The sequence below is a fragment of the Micromonospora taraxaci genome (assembly GCF_007830095.1).
Lineage (GTDB): Bacteria > Actinomycetota > Actinomycetes > Mycobacteriales > Micromonosporaceae > Micromonospora > Micromonospora taraxaci.
Window position 1 is genome coordinate 4,056,604 of record NZ_VIWZ01000001.1, and the last position, 18,761, is coordinate 4,075,364.

Genomic DNA, 18,761 nt, shown 5'->3' on the forward strand with positions numbered 1-18,761 from the left:
CGGTCACCCGCTCGTCGCCGCCGGGCCGAGCGCCACCACACGGATGGCCTCGTCGGTCGCGTACTCGAAACCGGAGTCCGGGTCCTGCCACAGCCGCTGCGTGGCGGTCGCGTGCGCGCGTACCCGAGGGTCGGGATCGGTCGCCGCGGCCCGCAGGATCGGGATGATCACCTCGCCGAGCGCGATCAGCGCTCGGCTCAAGCTCAACCGCGTCTCCCGGTTGCCGCGCCCCAACTGCGTCGACAGCACCCCGGCCAGCTCGGCCGCCGCGCCGTCGGGCACCAGGGCGACCGCCGCCCGCCAGGCGCTACGCGCCACCTCGTCGTCGGCGTCGGTGAGCAGCGCGCTCGTGATCGCCGGCCACGCCCGCCGGTCCCCGATCTTGGACAACGTGTGCAGCGCCTGGCTGCGCGCCTGCGCATGCTCCGAGCCGAGTTCACGAAGCAACCTGGTGACCGTCAGCGCCGCCGGGTGGCGGGTCAGGGCCCAGGTGAGCATTTCGCGTACGGAGAAGTCGGGCTCGATCCCGCACCGCGCGACGAGCGGGTCGACGCCTCGCGGATCCGGGGTCGTGCCGACAGCCAGGGCCGCGCGCAACCGCACCGACGCGTCGGTGTGCTTCAGCCCCTCGAGTGCCCTCATGGTGTTCGTGTCCTGTTGCGGACCGGTCATCGAACCCACCTCCTCGGACCCCAGTGCAGACCTTGTCACTGTGTCAAGGTCAAGCGATCCTCGCCTGCGCCTTTTCCGCACTGCGGACGGGTACGGCGTGCCACACTCCGAGAGGTCCTCGGCGGGCGGCCCGTTCGGCTGCGGGCGGCGGATCGGCGCCCAGCTGCGGAAGGGGCGAGGATGCCACCAACCTGGCTGCTGGCGCTGTCCTGGGCCGCGCTCGCGGCGGGGTTCGTCAGCTTCGCGATCGTGGTCGCCGACACCTATCTGCGCGGGCACCGTCAGCCGGCGCGGGTCATGGAGATCGTCTGGCTGGTGACCGTCCTCTACATCGGCCCGGCGGCCGTCCGGCTCTACTGGAACTGGGGCAGGGCCGAGGTCTTCGCCCGACGGCGGCACGGCGGCCAGGTCCGTAAGCCCCGGCGGGGACTCGTCGTCACGCAGGTGTCCCGCTGCGGCGCGCACTGCGCGCTGGGGTTCGTCGTCGCCGAGGTCGCCCTGTTCGCCCTCAAGGCCCACCCGGCCCAGGAGACGCTGTGGGTCGACTACGCCGGCGACTACCTGGCGGCCGTGACGATCGCTGTCCTCTTCCGGTACGTCGGGGGGCCCGGTCGCGGCGTCACGAAGATCTGGCGTGCCCTGTCAACCGTGGTGACGGTCGAGCTGGTGACCATCACCGCGTTCGAGCTGGCGCTGTTCGCGTGGCTGACGCTCGCGCACCACGTCGTCTTCCCCGAGCCACCGCTGCGACCGGACAGCCCGGTCTTCTGGTTCGCCGGCCAGCTGGGGCTGATCGCCGGCTTCGTCGCAGCATGGCCGGTCGCCTCCTGGCAGCTCGACCGAGGGGCCGGTCGAGCAGAGTAGCCGGCCGCTCAGCGTGGCAGCCGGGTACGGCGGTAGTAAGACCATCCGGCCAGTGGCAACGCGATCGTCCAGGCCAGCAGCAGCGGAAGACCGACCAGCACACCCGTCGGGGTGAAGATGTCCTGTGAACTGGGCTCGGACAGGTCCGCCGCGAACTGCCACGGCAGGGTCGCCGAGTAGCCGATCATCAGGGCGGATCCCAGCACCGTCGGCGTCAGCGGGAACCACCGTGGCACCCGGCGTCCACGCAGCCACGGAACCCACCGGGGGAAGGTCAGCCCCCAGTCACTGATGAGCCCGAGCGCCAGGACTCCGCCGAGCCCGGCGAGGACGCACAGGAGGCCCAGGTAGAACGCACCGGCGGGCAGGCCCAGGAACCCGTCGACCGGATGGTCCCCGACGCCCGGCCCGCGACCGTGGTACCACTCCTCGAACGGCTCGGGGTTGGCGAACAGCGGAATGCCGAGGATCCACGGGATGTGCATCGGGATGAACCCCAACACGGGTGCGATCCACGCCACGTGACCCGCTCGACGCGCCCAGGTCGGCGGTGGTGGCGTACGCGGCGCGTCGACTGTCCCGGTCTGCGCTGGTGGTGTTCGGGTCACTGTGACTACTCCGTCTCGGTGGTGGACGTCGGCGGAGATGACGCTTCCGCAACGGCAGGACGAGCGGATCCCCACGCCGAGGGAGCCGCCTCCCCGGGCCCGGGGACGTCAGCCCGGCCGAGGGCGTGGGAAGCACTGTCATCTATTGATCACCGCGCGTTCCACCCTTGTGGACGGCGGCCTGGTAGGAAGGAAAGAGTTGCCTCACCTCAGGGAGATGACCGTGGCGCGTTCCCACCTGTCCCGCCGTTCGCTGCTGACCGCCGGTGGCGCCGCCGCCGTCGCGCTCGGCGCAGCCACCGCCAGCCCGTCGGCAGCCGCTGCCACGCCGGCCGAGGACCCGGTCGACACTCCGGCCGAGGCGCTGCTCCGGCTGCGGGCCGGCAACCGGCGGTTCACCTCCGGGCACGGCCGGCACCCGCACCAGGGTCTGGCGGACCTGCACCGTCTCGCCGCCGGGCAACACCCGTTCGCCGTCACCGTCGGCTGCGCGGACTCCCGGGTGGCCCCCGAGGTCCTGTTCGACCAGGGGCTGGGTGACCTGTTCGACAACCGGGTGGCCGGCAACATCGTCGACGACCTGCTGTTGGGCAGCATCGAGTTCGCCGTGGAGGAGTTCGGCAGCCTGCTGATCGTCGTCCTCGGCCACGAACGCTGCGGCGCGATCACCGCCACCATCGACGCCATCCACAGCGGCGGCACCGCTCCCGGGCACATCGGCACGATCGTGGACGCCCTGCGCCCGGCCGTCGAGCCGGTCCTCGACCAGCCCGGAGACCCGGTGGAGAACGGGGTCCGCGCCAACATCGTCGCCCAGGTGTCGGCGCTCGGTGCCCGCAGCGCGATCATCTCGGAGAAGGTGCACCAGGGCGCGCTGCGCGTCGTGGGTGCCCGCTACGACCTGGACAACGGGCGAGTTTCGCTGGTGGCCTGACGACCGCCGCCGACTAGGGTTCAGGCATGGTGGATCGGCGCCAGGTATTGAACTTCCGCGTCCACGCCCAGCAGCTCGACCGGAGCGCGGGCACGCTCGCCGACACTGCCGTGCTGGACATCGGGGTGCAGAACACCGGGCCGGACGGTGCCCGGTGGGCGCTGGCGGTGCGCGGGGTCGACGTGACCGCGTTGTCCGACACGGAGGTGGTCCTGCTGTGGACCGTGCGGGGCGCCCCACACCTCTACCGTCGGGCCGACGTCGGCACGGTGGCGGCCGCCGTCGAACCCTTCAGCGACGCCGACGCGGGCAAGCGCATCTACGACGCGTCCCGACCCTTGAAAGCCGCTGGCATCGGCAACCTCGCGGCCCTCGACGAGGTGGCCGCCCGCATGCGGGCCGTCGTCACCAGGCCGACGGTCAAGGGGGACGTGTCCGGCCGCCTGGCCACGATGCTGCCCGCGCCGTACCTGCGGTCCTGCCGGCCGTGCGACGCCACCCACCTCTACGAGATGCCGTTCCGGCTCGCCGCCGTGCGGGCCGGACTGGAACTCCAGCTCGACACCTCACCTCCGATCCTGCGGCGCATCGCCGGGTTCACGAAAGCACAGGCTCCGGGTGACCGGTTCGACCTCATCCGCGCGTACCTTCGCCTGCTCGGCCCGGCCACCCCGAAACAGGTGGCCGACTATCTCGACGCCCCGGTCAAGGACGTGAAGGCGCTCTGGCCCAGGGACGTGGTCGAGGTGACGGTCGACGGTGAGGTGCGCTCACTGCTGGCCGCCGACGAACAGGCGCTGGAGTCGGCCGACGGCAGGGGCACCCGCCTCCTCGGCCCGTACGACCTGTTCCTGCAGGCGAAGGACCGGGCGACACTGGTGCCGGACGCCGCCCAGGCCAAGGAGTTGTGGCCGGTGCTGGGTCGCCCCGGTGCCGTCCTGGTCGACGGCGAGCTGGTGGGCACCTGGCGACCGCGCAAGTCCGGCAGAACGTTCACGGTCGCCGTGCATCCCTGGCAGCGGCTGTCGGGCGCGACACGCGACGCCATCACCGCCCAGGCCGAACACCTCGCCGCGCACCGGGCCGTCTCCCTGGCCGGCGTCGAGTTCGCCGGCTAACGCCGGGAGGCCGCTCACTCCACCGTCCAGGCGATGGCGGGAGGCGGCACCCGGGCGCAGAGCGGCCCGCCGGCGGCGTCGGTCAGCCCGACCCGGCCGACCAGCACCCCGCCGCCCTCGTGTGCGGCGCGCAGCAGCTCGGCCGGAACGTCGGTGAACATCAGCTTCGCTCGTCGGAACATCGCGAAGCCGTCCTCGGTCACCGCTCCCCAGCTCAGGTACAGGAATCGCGCACCGGGCCGGCCGTGCACCCACGGGCCGCCGACGTCGAGCATCCCGTCGACCTCACGGCTGGACACCTCGACGTGCCACGTGGCGTCGGCGGCGTCGGCAGGCACCGGATCGATCACCTCGGCCTTGCGTTGGACGCCGACGTGCACGTTGCCCCGCCGTAGCGCGTCGGCCTCCGCACCGGTACGGCGACCGGGGAGGTCGGTGCCGTCGATCCGGATCCGCATGCTGGCGATTCTCGTTCCTCGACCGGTGCAGGTGCGCCGGTCGGTGGTGGCGGTGTCGGCCTGACGGGGCCGGCCGAGGTGTGCGGCGGTCGGGCGGGTCACCGCACCGCCCGAGGGGGCAAAAAGTAAAGGCAAGGAGATAACTCTCCCTGCCACTTCTAACGTATATCGCACCTGGGGGCTTGCGGCAAGACCCCGGTCCTGGCGCAGAATCTGCGGCCGGACCAGCATCAGGACGCAACGGGGGGCACGACGTGGGTGTGTTGTCGATGGACGAGGGCCGCAGCGACCTCGCAACGCTGGTGGATCTCCGGGAGGTTGACGAGACGCAGGTGGCGGTCGTCGGGGGCAAGGCCGCGCACCTGGGCGTGCTGTCGCGGATCGACGGGGTCCGCGTGCCGGCCGGGTTCTGCGTGACGACGACCGCCTTCCGGCGGGTCATGGCGCAGACCCCGTCGGTCGACGAGCTGTTCGACCAGCTCTCACGCCTCGGCCCGGACGACCGGGAGGCGATCGGCACGGTCAGCGCGGAGATCCGCCGGAGCATCGAGGAGACCCCGATCCCGGGCGACCTGGTGGCCGCGATCACCGGCGCGCTCGCGGGGTTCGGCGAGGAGGCGGCGTACGCCGTCCGGTCCAGCGCGACGGCCGAGGACTCCCCCACGGCCTCCTTCGCCGGTCAGCAGGACACCTACCTGAACGTGGTGGGGCCGGAGGAGATCCTGCGGCACGTCAGCCGGTGCTGGGCGTCGCTGTTCACCGAGCGGGCCGTCGTCTACCGGCTGCGCAACGGCGTCGACCACCGTGCGGTGCAGATGGCTGTCGTCGTACAGCAGATGGTTTTTCCGGACGCGGCCGGCATCCTGTTCACTGCCGACCCGGTCTCGGGCGACCGGAGGGTCGCGACGGTGGACGCCAGCTTCGGCCTCGGTGAGGCCCTGGTGTCCGGCCTGGTGAACCCGGACGTCTTCACGGTGCGCGACGGCGAGGTCGTCACCAGGGCGGTGGCCGCCAAACAGCGTGCCGTCGTCCCTCTTCCAGGCGGCGGTACGCGGGAGGTGGCGATCGACCCGCAGCGGCAGGAGCAGCCGGCGTTGACCGAGGCGCAGGTCGTGCGGCTGGTGCGGCTCGGGCGACGGATCGAGGCGCACTTCGGCCGTCCGCAGGACATCGAATGGTGCCTGGTCGACGACGACTTCCTGATCGTGCAGAGCCGGCCGATCACCACGCTGTTCCCCGTACCCCCGGCCGGTGACCAGGAGAACCACGTCTACCTCTCCGTCGGTCACCAGCAGATGATGACCGACGCCATGAGGCCGCTGGGCCTGTCCATGTGGCAGTTGACGGCCATGGCGCCGATGCTGGAGGCCGGCGGCAGGTTGTTCGTCGACGCCATCCGGCTGCTGGCGTCGCCGGGCCGCGCTGGGTTCCTGGAGATGGTCGGGAAGTCCGACCCACTGATGAGGGACGCGTTGCAGACGCTCCTCGACCGCCCGGGCTTCGTTCCGACGACGCCCGTGGACGACGGTGGTCCTGCCAGGCTGCCGACCGGCGGCGCGTCGATCGAGACCGACCCGGCCATCGTGACCGAGCTGATCGAGCGCAACGAGGCGTCCCTCGCCGCCCTGCGGCGGGACATCGCGACGGTGACCGGTACGGCGCTGTTCGACTTCCTGCTGGAGGCCTTCGAGGAACACAAACGGATCCTCGCCGAGCCGCTGAACATGCAGGCGATCATGGCCGGCATGGAGGCCACCTGGTGGCTCAACGACCGGCTGTACGAGTGGCTGGGCGAGAAGAACGCGGCGGACACCCTCACCCTGTCCGCCCCCGGCAACATCACGTCGGAGATGGGGCTGGCGTTGCTGGACGTCGCCGACCAGATCCGTCCGCATCCGGAGGTGGTGGCGTTCCTGCGCGGCGTCGAGGACGACGGCTTCCTCGACGAGCTGCCGAAACTCCCGGGCGGGGCCACCGCGCGCGACGCCATCGAGGCGTACCTCGACCGGTACGGCATGCGCTGCGTCGGGGAGATCGACATCACCAGGCCACGGTGGAGCGAACGTCCCAGCACACTCGTGCCGGTGATCCTCGACAACGTCCGGCTCTTCGAGCCGGGTGCTGCCAGGAGGCGCTTCGAGCAGGGGCAGCAGCAGGCGCGCGAGAAGGCGCAGGAGGTGCTGACGCGCCTGCGGGCGCTGCCGGACGGGGAGCAGAAGGCCGACGAGACCGAGCGGATGATCGACCGGGTGCGGACCTTCGTCGGCTATCGGGAGTACCCGAAGTACGGCATCGTCAGCCGCTACTTCGTCTACAAGCAGGCCCTGCTCGACGAGGCCGAACGCCTCGTGCGGGCCGGCGTCCTCACCGAGAGGGAGGACGTCTTCTACCTCACGTTCCAGGAGTTCCACGAGGTCGTGCGCTCGCACCAGTTGGACGACGACCTGATCCGGCAGCGCCGTGACGCCTTCCGGTCGTACCAGGCGCTGACGCCTCCCCGGGTGATGACCTCGGACGGCGAGGTCCTCACCGGGGCCTACCGCCGTGACGACGTGCCGGCCGGCGCTCTGATCGGTGTGCCGGTGTCCGCCGGGACTGTCGAAGGACGCGCCCGCGTCATCCTGGACATGGCCCAGGCCGATCTCGAAGCGGGTGACATCCTCGTCACGGCCCACACGGACCCCAGCTGGACGCCACTGTTCGTCGGCATCGCCGGCCTGGTGACGGAGGTCGGCGGATTGATGACGCACGGTGCGGTGATCGCCCGGGAGTACGGCCTGCCGGCTGTCGTCAGCGTCCTCGACGCCACCCGGCTGATCCACGACGGACAGCGGATCCGCGTGCACGGCAGCGACGGGTACGTCGAGATCCTGCCCTGACCGACGGCACCCGAGGAGGAACCATGATGAGGATCCCTGTCCGATGTCTGGCGACCGCTATGGTCGCGGCGTCGACAGTGGTGGCGGTGGCGGCGTGCAGCACCGGAGACGCTCCCGAGGCGCGCCCGACACCGAGCCCCGAGGTGACCGCCGCCGCCCCGCCGCCCACCACCACCGCGTCGCCGGCCGCCGAGCAGGAGTTCCAACGGCTGGAGAAGACGTTCGGGGCACGGTTGGGTGTCTACGCCGTCGACACCGGCACCGGCCGCACTGTGGAACACCGGTCCGACGAACGGTTCGCGTACGCCTCGACGTGGAAGGCGTTGGCCGCCGCCGAGGTGCTGGACGACACCACGGACGCCGAATTGGACCGGGTGGTGCGCTACCCGGCACGGGACCTGGTGGCGCACTCACCGATCACTGAGAAGCACGTCGCCGAGGGCATGAGCCTGCGCGCCGTCGCCGACGCGGCCGTGCGCTACAGCGACAACACGGCCGGCAACCTGCTGCTGCGCCACCTCGGCGGGCCGGAGGGGTTCGAGAGGAAGCTGCGGGCGGTCGGCGACACGACCACCGACGCCGCCCGCTACGAGACCGCGCTCAACGAGGCGACACCCGGCGACAGGCGGGACACCAGCACCGCGCGGGCCCTGGCGGGCGACCTCCGGGCGTACACCGTGGGGGATGCCCTGACGCCCGCGGACCGCGACGTCCTGCGCGGCTGGCTGCGGGGTAACACCACCGGCGCGGCGCTGGTCCGCGCCGGGGTGCCCGCCGGGTGGGTGGTCGGCGACAAGACCGGCACCGGCGGGTACGGCACCCGCAACGACATCGCGGTGATCTGGCCGCCCGATCGCGCCCCGATCGTCCTGGCCGTGCTGTCCAGCCGCGACACGAAGGACGCCACTCCCGACGACGCCCTCATCGCCGAGGCCACCAGAGTGGTCGTCGCCCGACTCTGACCTCAGGGGGCGACCGGGGTGTCGTCGACGGGGCGGTACGTCAGGAGGACGACCCCGGAGGCGAACGGTTCGGCGGACACCAGCTCCGCCGGGCCAGCACCGGGGCGGATTCGTGCGCTACCGTCAGCGGGTGATTCCGGTGGAGGCCGTCGCGGCGTCGTACGCCCGGTGGGCCGTGCCCGCTCTGCCGCTGTACGGCAACGATCACGATCGGTCCGACTTCGCTCCCTGACCCGTGCTGGCAGTTGCCCGCTGGTCCTTGATTCCTTCCATCGCATCGGGAGCGATGTCTCGTGTCCTCAACCGGTATCCGGGTAGTCCTACGTGCCCCGCAGGTGCTCTGGGTTCTGCTCGCCGCCCAGCTGGGTCGGCTGCCGTCGGCCTCCGGCCCGCTCGCCCTCCTGCTGTTCGCGCGGGAGTCGTTCAGCCTGGTAGCGGCCGGCCTGCTCGTCGCCGCGTACACCGCCGGGATGGCGGTGGGTACGCCGCTGCTCGCGCGGGCGGTGGACCGCTGGCGTCAGCCGCCAGTGCTGTGCCTCTCGGCGGTGCTGTCCGGTGTCGGGTTCGGCTTCGTGGCCACCGGCGCGTTCGGTGCGAGCGGTGCCGCCGTCGGTGCCGCCGTCGCCGGGCTCGGCACTCCCCCGCTGGAGGCGTGTCTGCGCTCGCTGTGGCCGGACCTGCTACCTCCGACGGCGGTGCCGGCCGCGTACGCGTTGGATGTCGCCGTACAGGAAGTGATCTTTGTGGTGGGCCCGCTCAGCACGCTGCTCGCGGTGGCGGTCGGGGGCCCGGTCGCGGGGTTGGTCGTGGCCGCGCTACTGCAACTCGCCGGGACCATCGCGTTCGTGCGGGCTCCCGCCGTCCGCGCCTGGCGCGGTGTTCCGGCGGCACGGCACTGGGCCGGCCCGCTGCGGGTGCATCGGCTCACGGTGTTGCTGGTGGGGGTGGCTGGCGCGGGGACGGCGGTCGGGGGCATCGCGGTGGCGGTCACCGCTTACGCGGAAGCAGCCGGAAACCGGCACCTGGCCGGCTGGCTGCTCGCCGCCCAGGCAACCGGCGCCCTGGTCGGCGGCCTCTTCTACACCCGGGCACGGCCCGGTGGGGCGCGACGTCTGCCGCTGCTCACCGCCGGGCTGGCCCTCGGCTTCGTGCCGCTGCTGCTGACCCCGCCGCCGGCCCTGATGGCGGTGTTGCTGGCGATCAGCGGCCTCGCCCTACCGCCGACGCTGACCGCCATCTTCCTCAAGGTGGACGAGCTGGCGATGCCGGGCACCGTCGCCGAGGCGTTCGCCTGGGTCGCCACCGCGTTCACCGTCGGCAGCGCCGCCGGCTCGGCGCTCACCGGTCTGGTGGTGGCGAACGGCGTCCGCTACGGCCTGGCGCTCGCCCCCGTCGCGGCGTTGCTCAGCACCCTCGTCATGGTTGCCGTCGCCCGAAAAGCGACCCGCCCCGAATTCGCTGCCGCGGACCACGGCGGATGAGCGGAATGGTTTGACCGCTCACACATTACCGTTTTTGGCGGTCGGCAGAATCACAGTGGATTGCATCCGTCGGCCTGCCGCTCACCAGTGGGGTCGGCAAGCGCACGCCCAGCTTACAGACCTGACGGGCGGTCCGACCCGGCAGCGCGCTTAAAGAAAATATAAGGAACGGGCACCCGAAAAACTGTTATTCGCCGCCAGCAGGCCGGCCACCAGCGCGCATCTAAAATGATCTCCTTAAATCTTCGCCCACGAGTTGATGCGAATCCCCCGACCCACTCATACTTCTTTTCGCCATCAGCTGTGCCGTCGACCCAAAGGAAGAATTGGTAATGCGGACTCCCCCCGCGCATGTCGCACCGCCGGACCGGGCGCGCAAGCGTCGTCGTATCACCCGCCTCACGCTGGCCGGCGCGGTCGCCGCCGCGTTGACCGCCAGCGGCATCTACATCGCCGGCGCCCAGGCCGAGGAGGTCGCCGTCCCGGGCCGGGTCCAGGCGGAGGCCTTCGCAGCGCAGTCCGGCGCGCAGACCGAGAGCACCGGCGACGCCGACGGCGGCCGCAACGTCGGCTGGCTGGCCAACGGCGACTGGCTGCGGTACGACGGCGTGTCGATCACCGGTGCCGACCTGACCGCCCGGGTGTCCTCGCACAACTCCGCCGGTGGCACCGTCGAACTGCGCCTCGGCGCGCAGGACGGCGCGGTGCTGGCCAGCTTCCCGATCGCCCAGACCGGCGGCTGGCAGAAGTGGACGACCGTCGCCGCGAAGGCGTCGAGCGTGCCGGCCGGCCCGCAGACCGTCTTCGCCGTGCTGAAGAGCACGTCGACGTCGGACTTCGTCAACCTGAACTGGTTCACGTTCGGCCCCGCGACCGGTGCCTCGCCCAGCGCCTCGGCCACGCCGAGCACGTCGTCGAGCGCCTCGGCCACCCCGAGCGCCACCCCGTCGTCGTCCGCCTCCGCGTCGGTGCCGCCGAGCGCGCCGGCCGGCGGCTGGGTGCCTGTCGACCAGGCCCGATGGGACAGGGAACTGGCCGCGTTCAACGCGATCACGCCGAAGGCAGTGACGCCGGGCACCACCCGGGTCCCGGAGTTCCACACCGACTGCGAGGTCGCAAACTCCGCTCCGGACGACCCGATCGTCGTGCCCGGCCTGCCCGGCGCCTCGCACATGCACACGTTCTTCGGTACGAAGATCGACGCCTTCACCACGACGGACAAGCTGCTCTCCGCGACGACCAACTGCAACGCTCCGGGCGACAACAGCGCCTACTGGGTCCCGGAGCTGCGCAAGGACGGCAAGGCCGTGCCGGTCAAGAGCTTCCGCGTCTACTACGGCTCGCGGGTCAAGGACCCGTCGACCGTCAAGCCGTTCCCGCCGGGCCTGCGGGTCGTCGAGGGTGACGCGAAGAAGCAGGTGGACACCCCGAAAAACGCCGGCAGCAACCAGTTCTGGTGCGCCGGCAGCGCCGAGATCGGCCGCAGCGCCGACGGCAACTGGCCGGTCTGCGCCCCCGGCGGCAACCTCATCTTCCAGCTCGTGTTCAAGGACTGCTGGGACGGCAAGAACATCGACTCGCCCGACCACAAGTCACACATGGGCGACCCGGTGAACGGGGTCTGCACCGGCAAGTACCCGGTGGCCGTGCCGGATCTGTCCTTCATGGTGAACTACCAGTCGCTGGGCGGTGACGGCCTCAGCCTCTCCTCCGGCAAGCCGTCGTCCATGCACGGTGACTTCATGAACGCCTGGGAGCCCGCCCGCCTCGGCGGTCTGGTGAAGTCCTGCCTCAACCAGAACGCCAAGTGCGGCACCGAGGTGACCTTCGCCGGCGGCTGACCGACGCCTGACCGAGACGGCCCTCGCACTCCGGTGCGGGGGCCGTCCGTCTGTGGGAGGGGGTCCTAGAGTGGCCGGCGTGTGGATCAAGACTGGTGCCGCGACGGCCACGCTGACCCTGGTGGCGACCCTCGCGGTCGGCTGTACGCCAGCCACTCCCCCGCCGATCCCCACGAACGCCGACCTGACGAGAGCCTGGTGCGGCTCCTCCGGCGACCGCATCGACCTGCGCCAGGACGGGTCGTCGCGGGTCGAACCGATGTCTGACACCTACCTCTCGCACCTCCTTCGCGACCTCAGCCACACGTGGACCGACCAGTTCATCTGGCGTACCTACTTCGACGGCCGCAAGCCCACGTCAACGGACGGCACGTGGCTGCTCAGCGAATACGAGAACGAAGGCGACCAGAACGTCGACCCCCGTTGGTGGGTGCGACTCGACTTCGGGAAACGCGCGTCCGCGGATCGGCACGAGAAGGAGGCCCCCGACCCGTACGAGTTCGGCGACACGCTGCTCGTCAGCCACGACGGCAACGGCTTCGAACTGTTCGCCCTCGACGGGCGGCCCGACGAGGGCTGGTCGAGCCGGTTCACGCCCTGCGCCGACTGATCAGCGGACGCGCCACCGTCCGGGCGAGTTGATGACGGATCCACGCTCCCGCACCGGTCTAGTCTCTGGGTCGACACAACCACCTCGTGAGGAGTAGGGCATGGGCCTCGTCCACATCGAGCTGTTCGCGACCCTCGACCTCGTCGCGCAGGCGCCCGGCGGTCCCGAGGAGGACCCGGCGGGGTTCCCGTTCGGAGGTTGGCAGGCGCCACTGCTGGACGAGGTCGCCGGAGCGCAGGTCGCGGCAGCTTACGAAGGCACCGACGCTCTCCTGCTCGGCCGGCGGACGTACGACATCTTCGCCGCCTACTGGCCGCACCAGGAGGGCGGCCAGGACGACGACATCGCCACGCTCTTCAACAGCGTCCCGAAGTACGTGGCTTCCCGGGGCACGCCCGACCTCTCGTGGGCCGGGTCCACCCAGCTCGGCCCGGACCTGGCCGGCGCGGTGCGCGAGATCCGGAACCGGCACGAGCACGTGAAGGTCGTCGGGAGCCTGAACCTGGTGCAGACCCTTCTGCGCGAGAAGCTCTTCGACCGCCTGGACCTGTGGGTGCACCCGATCGTGCTCGGCGTCGGGAAGAAGGTGTTCGACGGTGGCGAGGTGCCCACGAACCTCACGCTTCTCGAACCGCCGGTGGCCAGCGCGAAGGGCACTGTCTACCTGCGCTACGGGTTGGCCGACGGCACGCCCGCCACGGGCGACATGGCCGCAGCCGATCGCGGTGCCCGGCACGACGACTGACGTCGCACCGGGGGAACCGCCGTTGGCACCGGCGTGGCGCCTACCTCGACAGGAAGCGCCGCAGCGCGTCCGGCACCTCGACAACCTCCGTCGCCCCTGGCTTGCCGATCGCGACCGGCTTGGCGAACGCGGAGAACCTGGCGGTGCTCGCGAAGGTCGGCAGTGTGACCGTCAGCGCGGTCAGGTAGCCCTGAGGGTCCACCGACGCCTCGTACGGCACCGACTGCGACAGGCCACCGTGGCGCTCCAACTGCTCGGCCGTCACCGGCAGCAGGCCCCGGGACACCCCCGGTGACGCCACTGTGAAGTCGAGTTTGCCGGCGTAGACGCCCTCACCCGTACGCGTGGCGGTCGTCATCGCCGCAGAGAGGCCCTTGATCCCCGCCGGATCGAACGTGTCCCCCAGATGCAGCAGTGACGCTGCGGCGAAGTCCGATGTCGGGAACCAGATGAACTTCGTCGGGTCGAGGTTCGGCAGGTAGGTCTTGCCCAGCGTCATCCACGCGTCGTCGCCGACCACCCGCACCTTGGACTCGATGGTCTCGCTGCCGGTACCCGTCGTAACCGTCAGGGCCAGCGTCCTGCCGACCGGGTCAGTGTCACCGGCAACCTCGACGTTGGGCACGCTCAACGTCAGGTGCGCGGGCACCCCCGCGGTCTTGGCGGCTGCGGCGCGTACCTGCGCGAGCGGATCGGCGGGGGCCGGCGCCGGGTTGACCTTGCCGCCCGAGTCGCAGCCTGCCAGCAGAACCAGCAGCCCGACGAGCATCCATCTACGCACCATGGCTCAACCCCCGTTGATCGACAACCGGGGCAGCGTAACGGTTCTCGCCATTGCGGGGAGACACTATTTCCCCTAGCGGGCGGCCCCGTCAGAATGGGATCGCGGGTGCCGCAAGGCGCTCAGCAGGGCCGTCACGACGGCAGCCACGAGCAGGATCCGTACCACGTTGAACAGCAGCGTGTCGCCTGTGGAGTGGGGCGGGAAGAGGTCCTTCACGAGCCAGCCACCGCCCAGCCCGAGGCCCAGGCAGAGATGCATAGCGGCCCGCAGGCGCGGGAGGGGCTGTGAGCGGCCGAAGATCCGGGGTACCTGCGTGCCGCCACGGCTGCGGTAGAGCAGCACGGCGGCCATGGCCAGGTTGGCCGCGAGGCACGCGACGGCCAGAACCACGTCCACGGATTCCATGGGCGACAGGCTATCCGACGGACGCCCGCGCAGCAGGTGCACGTCGGGCGGCCGCCTGAGAACGGCAACGGCGGCAACGGGCGGGGCCCCGTCGGTTGCCAGGCCGAGCCGGGATCAGTTGTAGAGCCAGGCGGCGCCGCAGCAGACGAGCAAGGCCAGTAGCACGGCCGAGATCAGCAGCAGTACGAGCAGCGTGGCCAGGTCGCTGCGCGCCGACGGCGCGGGCGGATCCGCACAACATCAGGGATGTGGGTGTCTCCTGCCTGCCGGAGGCAGCAACATCCCGGAAGTTGCGCGGATCTTGGGCGCGCGGTGCGGCGCGAGGGTGTTAGGAGAGCGCCCCGCCGACCAGCGCGAAACTCGCCAGGATCGCGGCGGCCAGTGGCACGGCCACCGCGACGACAAGTGCCCGCCGACGGTAGGAACCGCCGATCAGTACGACGATCAGCAGGCCCAGCGCGAGGTCGATGGCGACGTTCCACCACGCGCCGGAGGAGTAGTCGGGGTCGGTCGCCCTGCCGGCGAACCGGGTGGCCTCCTCGAAGAACACGGCTGCCGGCAGCGCCGCCCCGACGACCTGCCACCAGCCCGTGCCACGCGCCCAGATTCCCGCGGTGCCGAAAACCACCCCCGCGAGCACCCCGAAGAACATCCAGACCAGCGACGACGGCGACCAGAGCACGGCGAGGTCGTCGCCTTGCAGGAGTGCCGCCGCGAGGTAGTAGCTAGGCACCGCGACGACGAGCAGGGCGGTGGCGCCGAGCGCGGCGCGTAGCCGCCCGGACCGTACCCAGTATCCGAAGAAGAAGGCGGCAACCGCCCAGGTGGCGGTGGAGTTGCCGAGTTCGGCGACGGGGAACGGCAGCCACTTGATCCAGCAGAAGTCGAGGACGCCGAGCAGGAAGCCGCCCACCACGGAGGCGAGCGCCACCGTCCGATCACCAGGTCGCATGATCACAGAGCATACCGAGTATGCGGCACCACCCCGGCGGCCCCCGCAACCCGAAGGGTCGGGGCCGCCGGGGTGAGCCGTCAACCGGCCCGGGCGCGGAGGCTTCGCGTCAGGGTGGGGATCACCACCGCCGCCGGTACGAGGTGCAGCGCCAGGAGGGCGACGGTGCTGGCGGTGTTCGCCCCAGCGAGCAGGGGCGGGACCAGCGAGATCGCGGTCAGCGACACGGCCGTCCAGAGGAACCGCTCGGCGGGGCGGGCGCTCCACCGCAGGAGAGCGACGGCGATGACGATGCCGACGACTGAGAAGAAGCCGGTCACCACGGCGAACCCGCCCAGCGGGATCGCCTCGCCGCCGTCGGGGATCTCGAAGTTGACGCCGGCGGCCTGGGCGAGCGCAGCGGCGGCTGTGGTGGCCACCATCGCCGCGAGGGTGGCGACGAGGCCGGTGCCGGCGAGTCCGAGGATGCGGCGGTTGGTCTGAGTAGACGCGGGGGCTGCGTTCGTGCTGGTCATGTCAGTGCTCCATCGGTTCGGTTACGGGCGGACAACGGCACTACTCCGTGCCTTGCGCCGGCAGCCGCTCCGGCAGCCCGAGCCTCGGGAACTGACCGCTGTCGAAGATGGTGACTTCGGTGATCGCCCCGCCGGTGATGCGTAGGACGTCGATCGACAGCGGCAGGTACGCGTTCTCCCGCTCCCGCCAGTGGTAGAAGGCGACGGCAGGTTGCCGGTTGACGGAGGTGGGGACGCCGCGTAGGCCCGTCATGCGGTCGAAGCCGCCGTCGATCCAGTCCTTCAGCACCGGGTCACGGCCGACGTGCAGGCCCGGCGTGGGCGGCATCGAGCAGCGCACGTCGTCGCGCAGCATCGTGGTGAGCTGGCCGATGTCCGTGGCGACGCTGGCCTCGGTGAAGCGGCGCACCAACTCGCGGGTCCCGGCGTCCTCGTCGCCGCCGGTCCAGTCCTGCCGTTCAGCGGGCAGGTGTTCCCGCATGCCGGCGCGGGCCCGTTGCAGCGCGCTGTTCACCGAGTTGACGGAGTCGCCGAGCAGTTCCGCGACGTCCTTCGCCGGCCAGCCGAGCACGTCGCGCAGGATCAGCGCGGCCCGTGGGCGCGGCGCGAGGTGCTGGACGGCGACCACGTACGCCAGCTCGATCGTCTCCCGCGCGACGGCGACGGCCTCCGGCTCGTCGGCGTCGCCGGCCGGCAGTTCGTCGAGCAGCCGGTCCGGGTAGGGCTGCAACCAGCGCGCCTCGCCACCGGTCGCCGGCTCCGGGCGGCGCTTGGCGAGGAAGTCCAGGCAGGCGTTGGTGGCGATCCGGTACAGCCAGGCCCGGAACGTCGACCGCCCCTCGAAGGTCTCCCGCCGCCGCCAGGCCCGTAGGAACGTCTCCTGGACGGTGTCCTCGGCGTCTTCGAACGACCCGAGCATCCGGTAGCAGTGCACGTGCAGCTCCCGCCGGTGCCGCTGCGCCAGCCCTGTGAACTCCGGCTCGTCGACCTCGGCGAGGTCCCTCACATTCGCACTCATCACGTCATCCTCCGCCTCGTCATGTCCTGTCCCAGGTATGACGGGCCCGGGTCGGAAAACTCATCACCGGGCTCGGCGAACGGGGTTCGTCAGCACAACACCCCTTCGGCCGCGGCGGGACCTCTTCAGGTCCCGCCGCGAGCTGGACCACCTACCTGCCCGTGGCACTGTCACGCCGCGGCGGCTGCCCGGCCCACCGGGAACCGCACGCCGGTCAGGTCTTCCGAGACGGCCCAGAGGCGTTGCTGCACGGTCAGGTCGTAGGACTCGGGGCTGGACGTGACCAACTTCGGGTAGCCGCGCACCTCACCCAGGCCGTCGGGACCGTAGTACTGCCCGCCGAGGACGGACGGGTCGGTGGCGGCCCGCAGGGTGGGCAGCGCGCCCGCCGTCGCGGGCTGGGTGATCACCGGGGCGAGCAGGGTGACCGGTCGGCGGACGACAGCCGGGGTGTTGCGGACCAGCTCGGTGTTGGAGATGCCGGGGTGCGCGGCCACCGCGACGGTGGTGCCGTGGGCGGTGAGCCGGCGCTGCAACTCGTAGGTGAACATCAGGTTGGCGAGCTTCGACTGGCCGTAGGCGGCGGCCCGACCGTAGGAACGTTCCCACTGCAGGTCGTCGAAGTGGATGGCGGCGCGGATGCGGTGGCCGGTGCTGCTGACCGTGACCACCCGCGAGCCGGGCACGGGCAGCAGCAGGTCGAGCAGCAGGCCGGTGAGCGCGAAGTGGCCCAGGTGGTTGGTGCCGAACTGCATCTCGAAGCCGTCGCGGGTGGTCTGCTTCGGGGTGTACATCACGCCGGCGTTGTTGATCAGCAGGTCGATCCGCGGGTGGGAGGCGCGCAGCCCTGCCGCGGCGGCGCGCACCGAGTCCAGCGAGGTCAGATCCAGTTCCCGCACGGAGACGTCGCCGTTCATCCGGGCTGCGGCCACTTTGCCCTTCGCGGTGTCGCGCACGGCCAGCACGACCGACGCCCCGCGCTCGGCGAGCCGCCGGGCGGTCTCGAAGCCCAGTCCGGTGTTGGCGCCGGTGACCACGGCCACCCGGCCGTCCTGGCGCGGAATCTGCTGCTCGGTCCACTTCATCTCTGCTCCCCAATGTACCGCCGGTAACTTATGCTTGAAACGCTAAAGTACCGCCGGTACGTTGTCAAGAGACCGCCGGTACCTAAGCTAGGGTTGGCGTCATGACGTTCCAGCGGGCGCGCAGCGAGGAGCAGCGTGCGGTCCGGCGGCAGGCGATCCTGGAGACGACCTCGGCGATGCTCGACGAGATGTCGGTGGCCGAGGTGACCCTCAACGAGCTGAGCCGGCGGGTCGGCCTGGCCAAGACGGCGGTGCTGCGCTACTTCGAGTCCCGCGAGGCGATACTGCTCGACCTGATGGACGACCGGACGACGACCTGGCTGGTCGAGCTGGAGCGGGAGCTGGCCCACGGTGTCGACCTGAGCGGGTCCGCGATGGAACGGGCGGAGCAGGCGGCCGACGTGCTCAGCCGGTCGCTCGCTACCCAGACGGTGCTCTGTGACCTCATCGGCGCGCAGGGTGGGGTGCTCGAGCACAACGTCTCGGTCGAGGTGATCCGCCGGCACAAGCGGGCCTCGCTGGGTAACCTCGCGGTGATGGCGGGCCTCGTCCGGCGGCACCTGCCCGAGGTTGGCGACCGCGCCGAGCTGTTCTGCCTGCACGCCCTGTTCATGGCTGGCACGCTGTCCGCCTACGCCTCGCCGCCACCGAGCCTGCTCGCCGTATACGAGTCCGAGCCGGCGCTCGCGGTCCACCATGTCGACCTGCGGACAGCCCTGCGGCTCGCGATCATCACGTCGCTCGTGGGCGTCCTGCCGCGCTCCTGAGTCCGACGCGCACGTCGCTGCGGTTCGTTTCCCCACCCGGCGAGATCGACTCGGGTTCCGTGA

Annotated in this window: 19 protein-coding genes; 10 read left to right on the plus strand and 9 right to left on the minus strand. The window is 71.1% G+C overall.

All coding sequences use genetic code 11. The features are described from left to right. Positions 1-3 precede the first annotated feature (3 nt). Positions 4-672 (minus strand): HEAT repeat domain-containing protein, encoded by a 669-nt coding sequence (locus FHU34_RS18740; protein WP_145782375.1) that lies wholly within the window; start codon positions 670-672, stop codon positions 4-6. A 180-nt stretch (positions 673-852) separates the two neighbouring features. Here FHU34_RS18740 and FHU34_RS18745 point away from each other — a divergent pair, with 180 nt between their 5' ends. After that, on the plus strand, positions 853-1,536 hold the full coding sequence (locus tag FHU34_RS18745) for a DUF4396 domain-containing protein (RefSeq protein ID WP_145782377.1): 684 nt from the start codon (positions 853-855) through the stop codon (positions 1,534-1,536). Positions 1,537-1,544: 8 nt separating this feature from the next. Here FHU34_RS18745 and FHU34_RS18750 read toward each other — a convergent pair whose 3' ends face one another. Beyond that, positions 1,545-2,144 (minus strand): hypothetical protein, encoded by a 600-nt coding sequence (locus FHU34_RS18750; RefSeq protein WP_145782379.1) that lies wholly within the window; start codon positions 2,142-2,144, stop codon positions 1,545-1,547. Between the two features lie 217 nt (positions 2,145-2,361). Here FHU34_RS18750 and FHU34_RS18755 point away from each other — a divergent pair, with 217 nt between their 5' ends. Next, the gene (locus FHU34_RS18755) at positions 2,362-3,078 is read left to right on the plus strand and encodes a carbonic anhydrase (RefSeq protein WP_244311725.1); all 717 of its coding nucleotides are present in this window, start codon (positions 2,362-2,364) and stop codon (positions 3,076-3,078) included. Between the two features lie 26 nt (positions 3,079-3,104). Further along, on the plus strand, positions 3,105-4,196 hold the full coding sequence (locus tag FHU34_RS18760; protein WP_145782382.1) for a winged helix DNA-binding domain-containing protein: 1,092 nt from the start codon (positions 3,105-3,107) through the stop codon (positions 4,194-4,196). 14 nt (positions 4,197-4,210) lie between these two features. Here the strand turns inward: FHU34_RS18760 and FHU34_RS18765 are convergent, their stop codons facing one another. After that, complete coding sequence (locus FHU34_RS18765) at positions 4,211-4,654, minus strand: DUF5990 family protein (protein ID WP_145782384.1); 444 nt, start codon at positions 4,652-4,654, stop codon at positions 4,211-4,213. A gap of 269 nt (positions 4,655-4,923) precedes the next feature. On the opposite strand from FHU34_RS18765, the gene rph reads away from it, so the two are divergent. From rph to FHU34_RS18795, 6 genes are all read left to right on the plus strand, one after another. Next, a complete protein-coding gene (gene rph / locus FHU34_RS18770; protein WP_145785669.1) occupies positions 4,924-7,533 on the plus strand; it encodes a rifamycin-inactivating phosphotransferase in 2,610 nt (869 codons plus the stop codon). 26 nt (positions 7,534-7,559) lie between these two features. Next, positions 7,560-8,495: a class A beta-lactamase gene (gene bla / locus FHU34_RS18775; protein ID WP_145785670.1), complete on the plus strand. Its 936-nt coding sequence runs from the start codon at positions 7,560-7,562 to the stop codon at positions 8,493-8,495. Between the two features lie 293 nt (positions 8,496-8,788). Further along, positions 8,789-9,976, plus strand: coding sequence for an MFS transporter (locus FHU34_RS18780; protein ID WP_145782390.1), 1,188 nt, complete (start codon positions 8,789-8,791; stop codon positions 9,974-9,976). 332 nt (positions 9,977-10,308) lie between these two features. Continuing rightward, positions 10,309-11,817, plus strand: coding sequence for a DUF1996 domain-containing protein (locus tag FHU34_RS18785; protein WP_145782397.1), 1,509 nt, complete (start codon positions 10,309-10,311; stop codon positions 11,815-11,817). A 79-nt stretch (positions 11,818-11,896) separates the two neighbouring features. Beyond that, positions 11,897-12,427, plus strand: a complete 531-nt coding sequence (locus FHU34_RS18790) for a hypothetical protein (RefSeq protein WP_145782402.1) — start codon at positions 11,897-11,899, stop codon at positions 12,425-12,427. Positions 12,428-12,527: 100 nt separating this feature from the next. Beyond that, positions 12,528-13,172, plus strand: a complete 645-nt coding sequence (locus FHU34_RS18795; RefSeq protein ID WP_145782408.1) for a dihydrofolate reductase family protein — start codon at positions 12,528-12,530, stop codon at positions 13,170-13,172. A 40-nt stretch (positions 13,173-13,212) separates the two neighbouring features. Here FHU34_RS18795 and FHU34_RS18800 read toward each other — a convergent pair whose 3' ends face one another. The 6 genes from FHU34_RS18800 to FHU34_RS18825 all read right to left on the minus strand — a co-directional run bounded on the left by FHU34_RS18800 (position 13,213) and on the right by FHU34_RS18825 (position 17,931). Next, entirely contained in the window at positions 13,213-13,956 is a 744-nt protein-coding gene (locus FHU34_RS18800; RefSeq protein WP_145782414.1) for a hypothetical protein, read from the minus strand. Between the two features lie 72 nt (positions 13,957-14,028). Beyond that, positions 14,029-14,361 (minus strand): hypothetical protein, encoded by a 333-nt coding sequence (locus FHU34_RS18805; RefSeq protein WP_145782420.1) that lies wholly within the window; start codon positions 14,359-14,361, stop codon positions 14,029-14,031. Between the two features lie 328 nt (positions 14,362-14,689). Next, positions 14,690-15,313 carry a DUF6518 family protein gene (locus tag FHU34_RS18810; protein WP_145782427.1) on the minus strand — a complete coding sequence of 208 codons (624 nt, stop codon included), beginning with the start codon at positions 15,311-15,313 and terminating at the stop codon, positions 14,690-14,692. Between the two features lie 80 nt (positions 15,314-15,393). Continuing rightward, a complete protein-coding gene (locus FHU34_RS18815; RefSeq protein WP_145782434.1) occupies positions 15,394-15,828 on the minus strand; it encodes a DUF6069 family protein in 435 nt (144 codons plus the stop codon). 40 nt (positions 15,829-15,868) lie between these two features. Next, on the minus strand, positions 15,869-16,846 hold the full coding sequence (locus tag FHU34_RS18820) for an RNA polymerase subunit sigma-70 (protein ID WP_145782441.1): 978 nt from the start codon (positions 16,844-16,846) through the stop codon (positions 15,869-15,871). Between the two features lie 170 nt (positions 16,847-17,016). Next, positions 17,017-17,931, minus strand: coding sequence for an SDR family NAD(P)-dependent oxidoreductase (locus FHU34_RS18825; RefSeq protein WP_145782447.1), 915 nt, complete (start codon positions 17,929-17,931; stop codon positions 17,017-17,019). Between the two features lie 101 nt (positions 17,932-18,032). Between FHU34_RS18825 and FHU34_RS18830 the strand changes: the two genes are divergently transcribed. Beyond that, positions 18,033-18,698, plus strand: coding sequence for a TetR/AcrR family transcriptional regulator (locus FHU34_RS18830; RefSeq protein ID WP_145782454.1), 666 nt, complete (start codon positions 18,033-18,035; stop codon positions 18,696-18,698). Positions 18,699-18,761 lie beyond the last annotated feature (63 nt).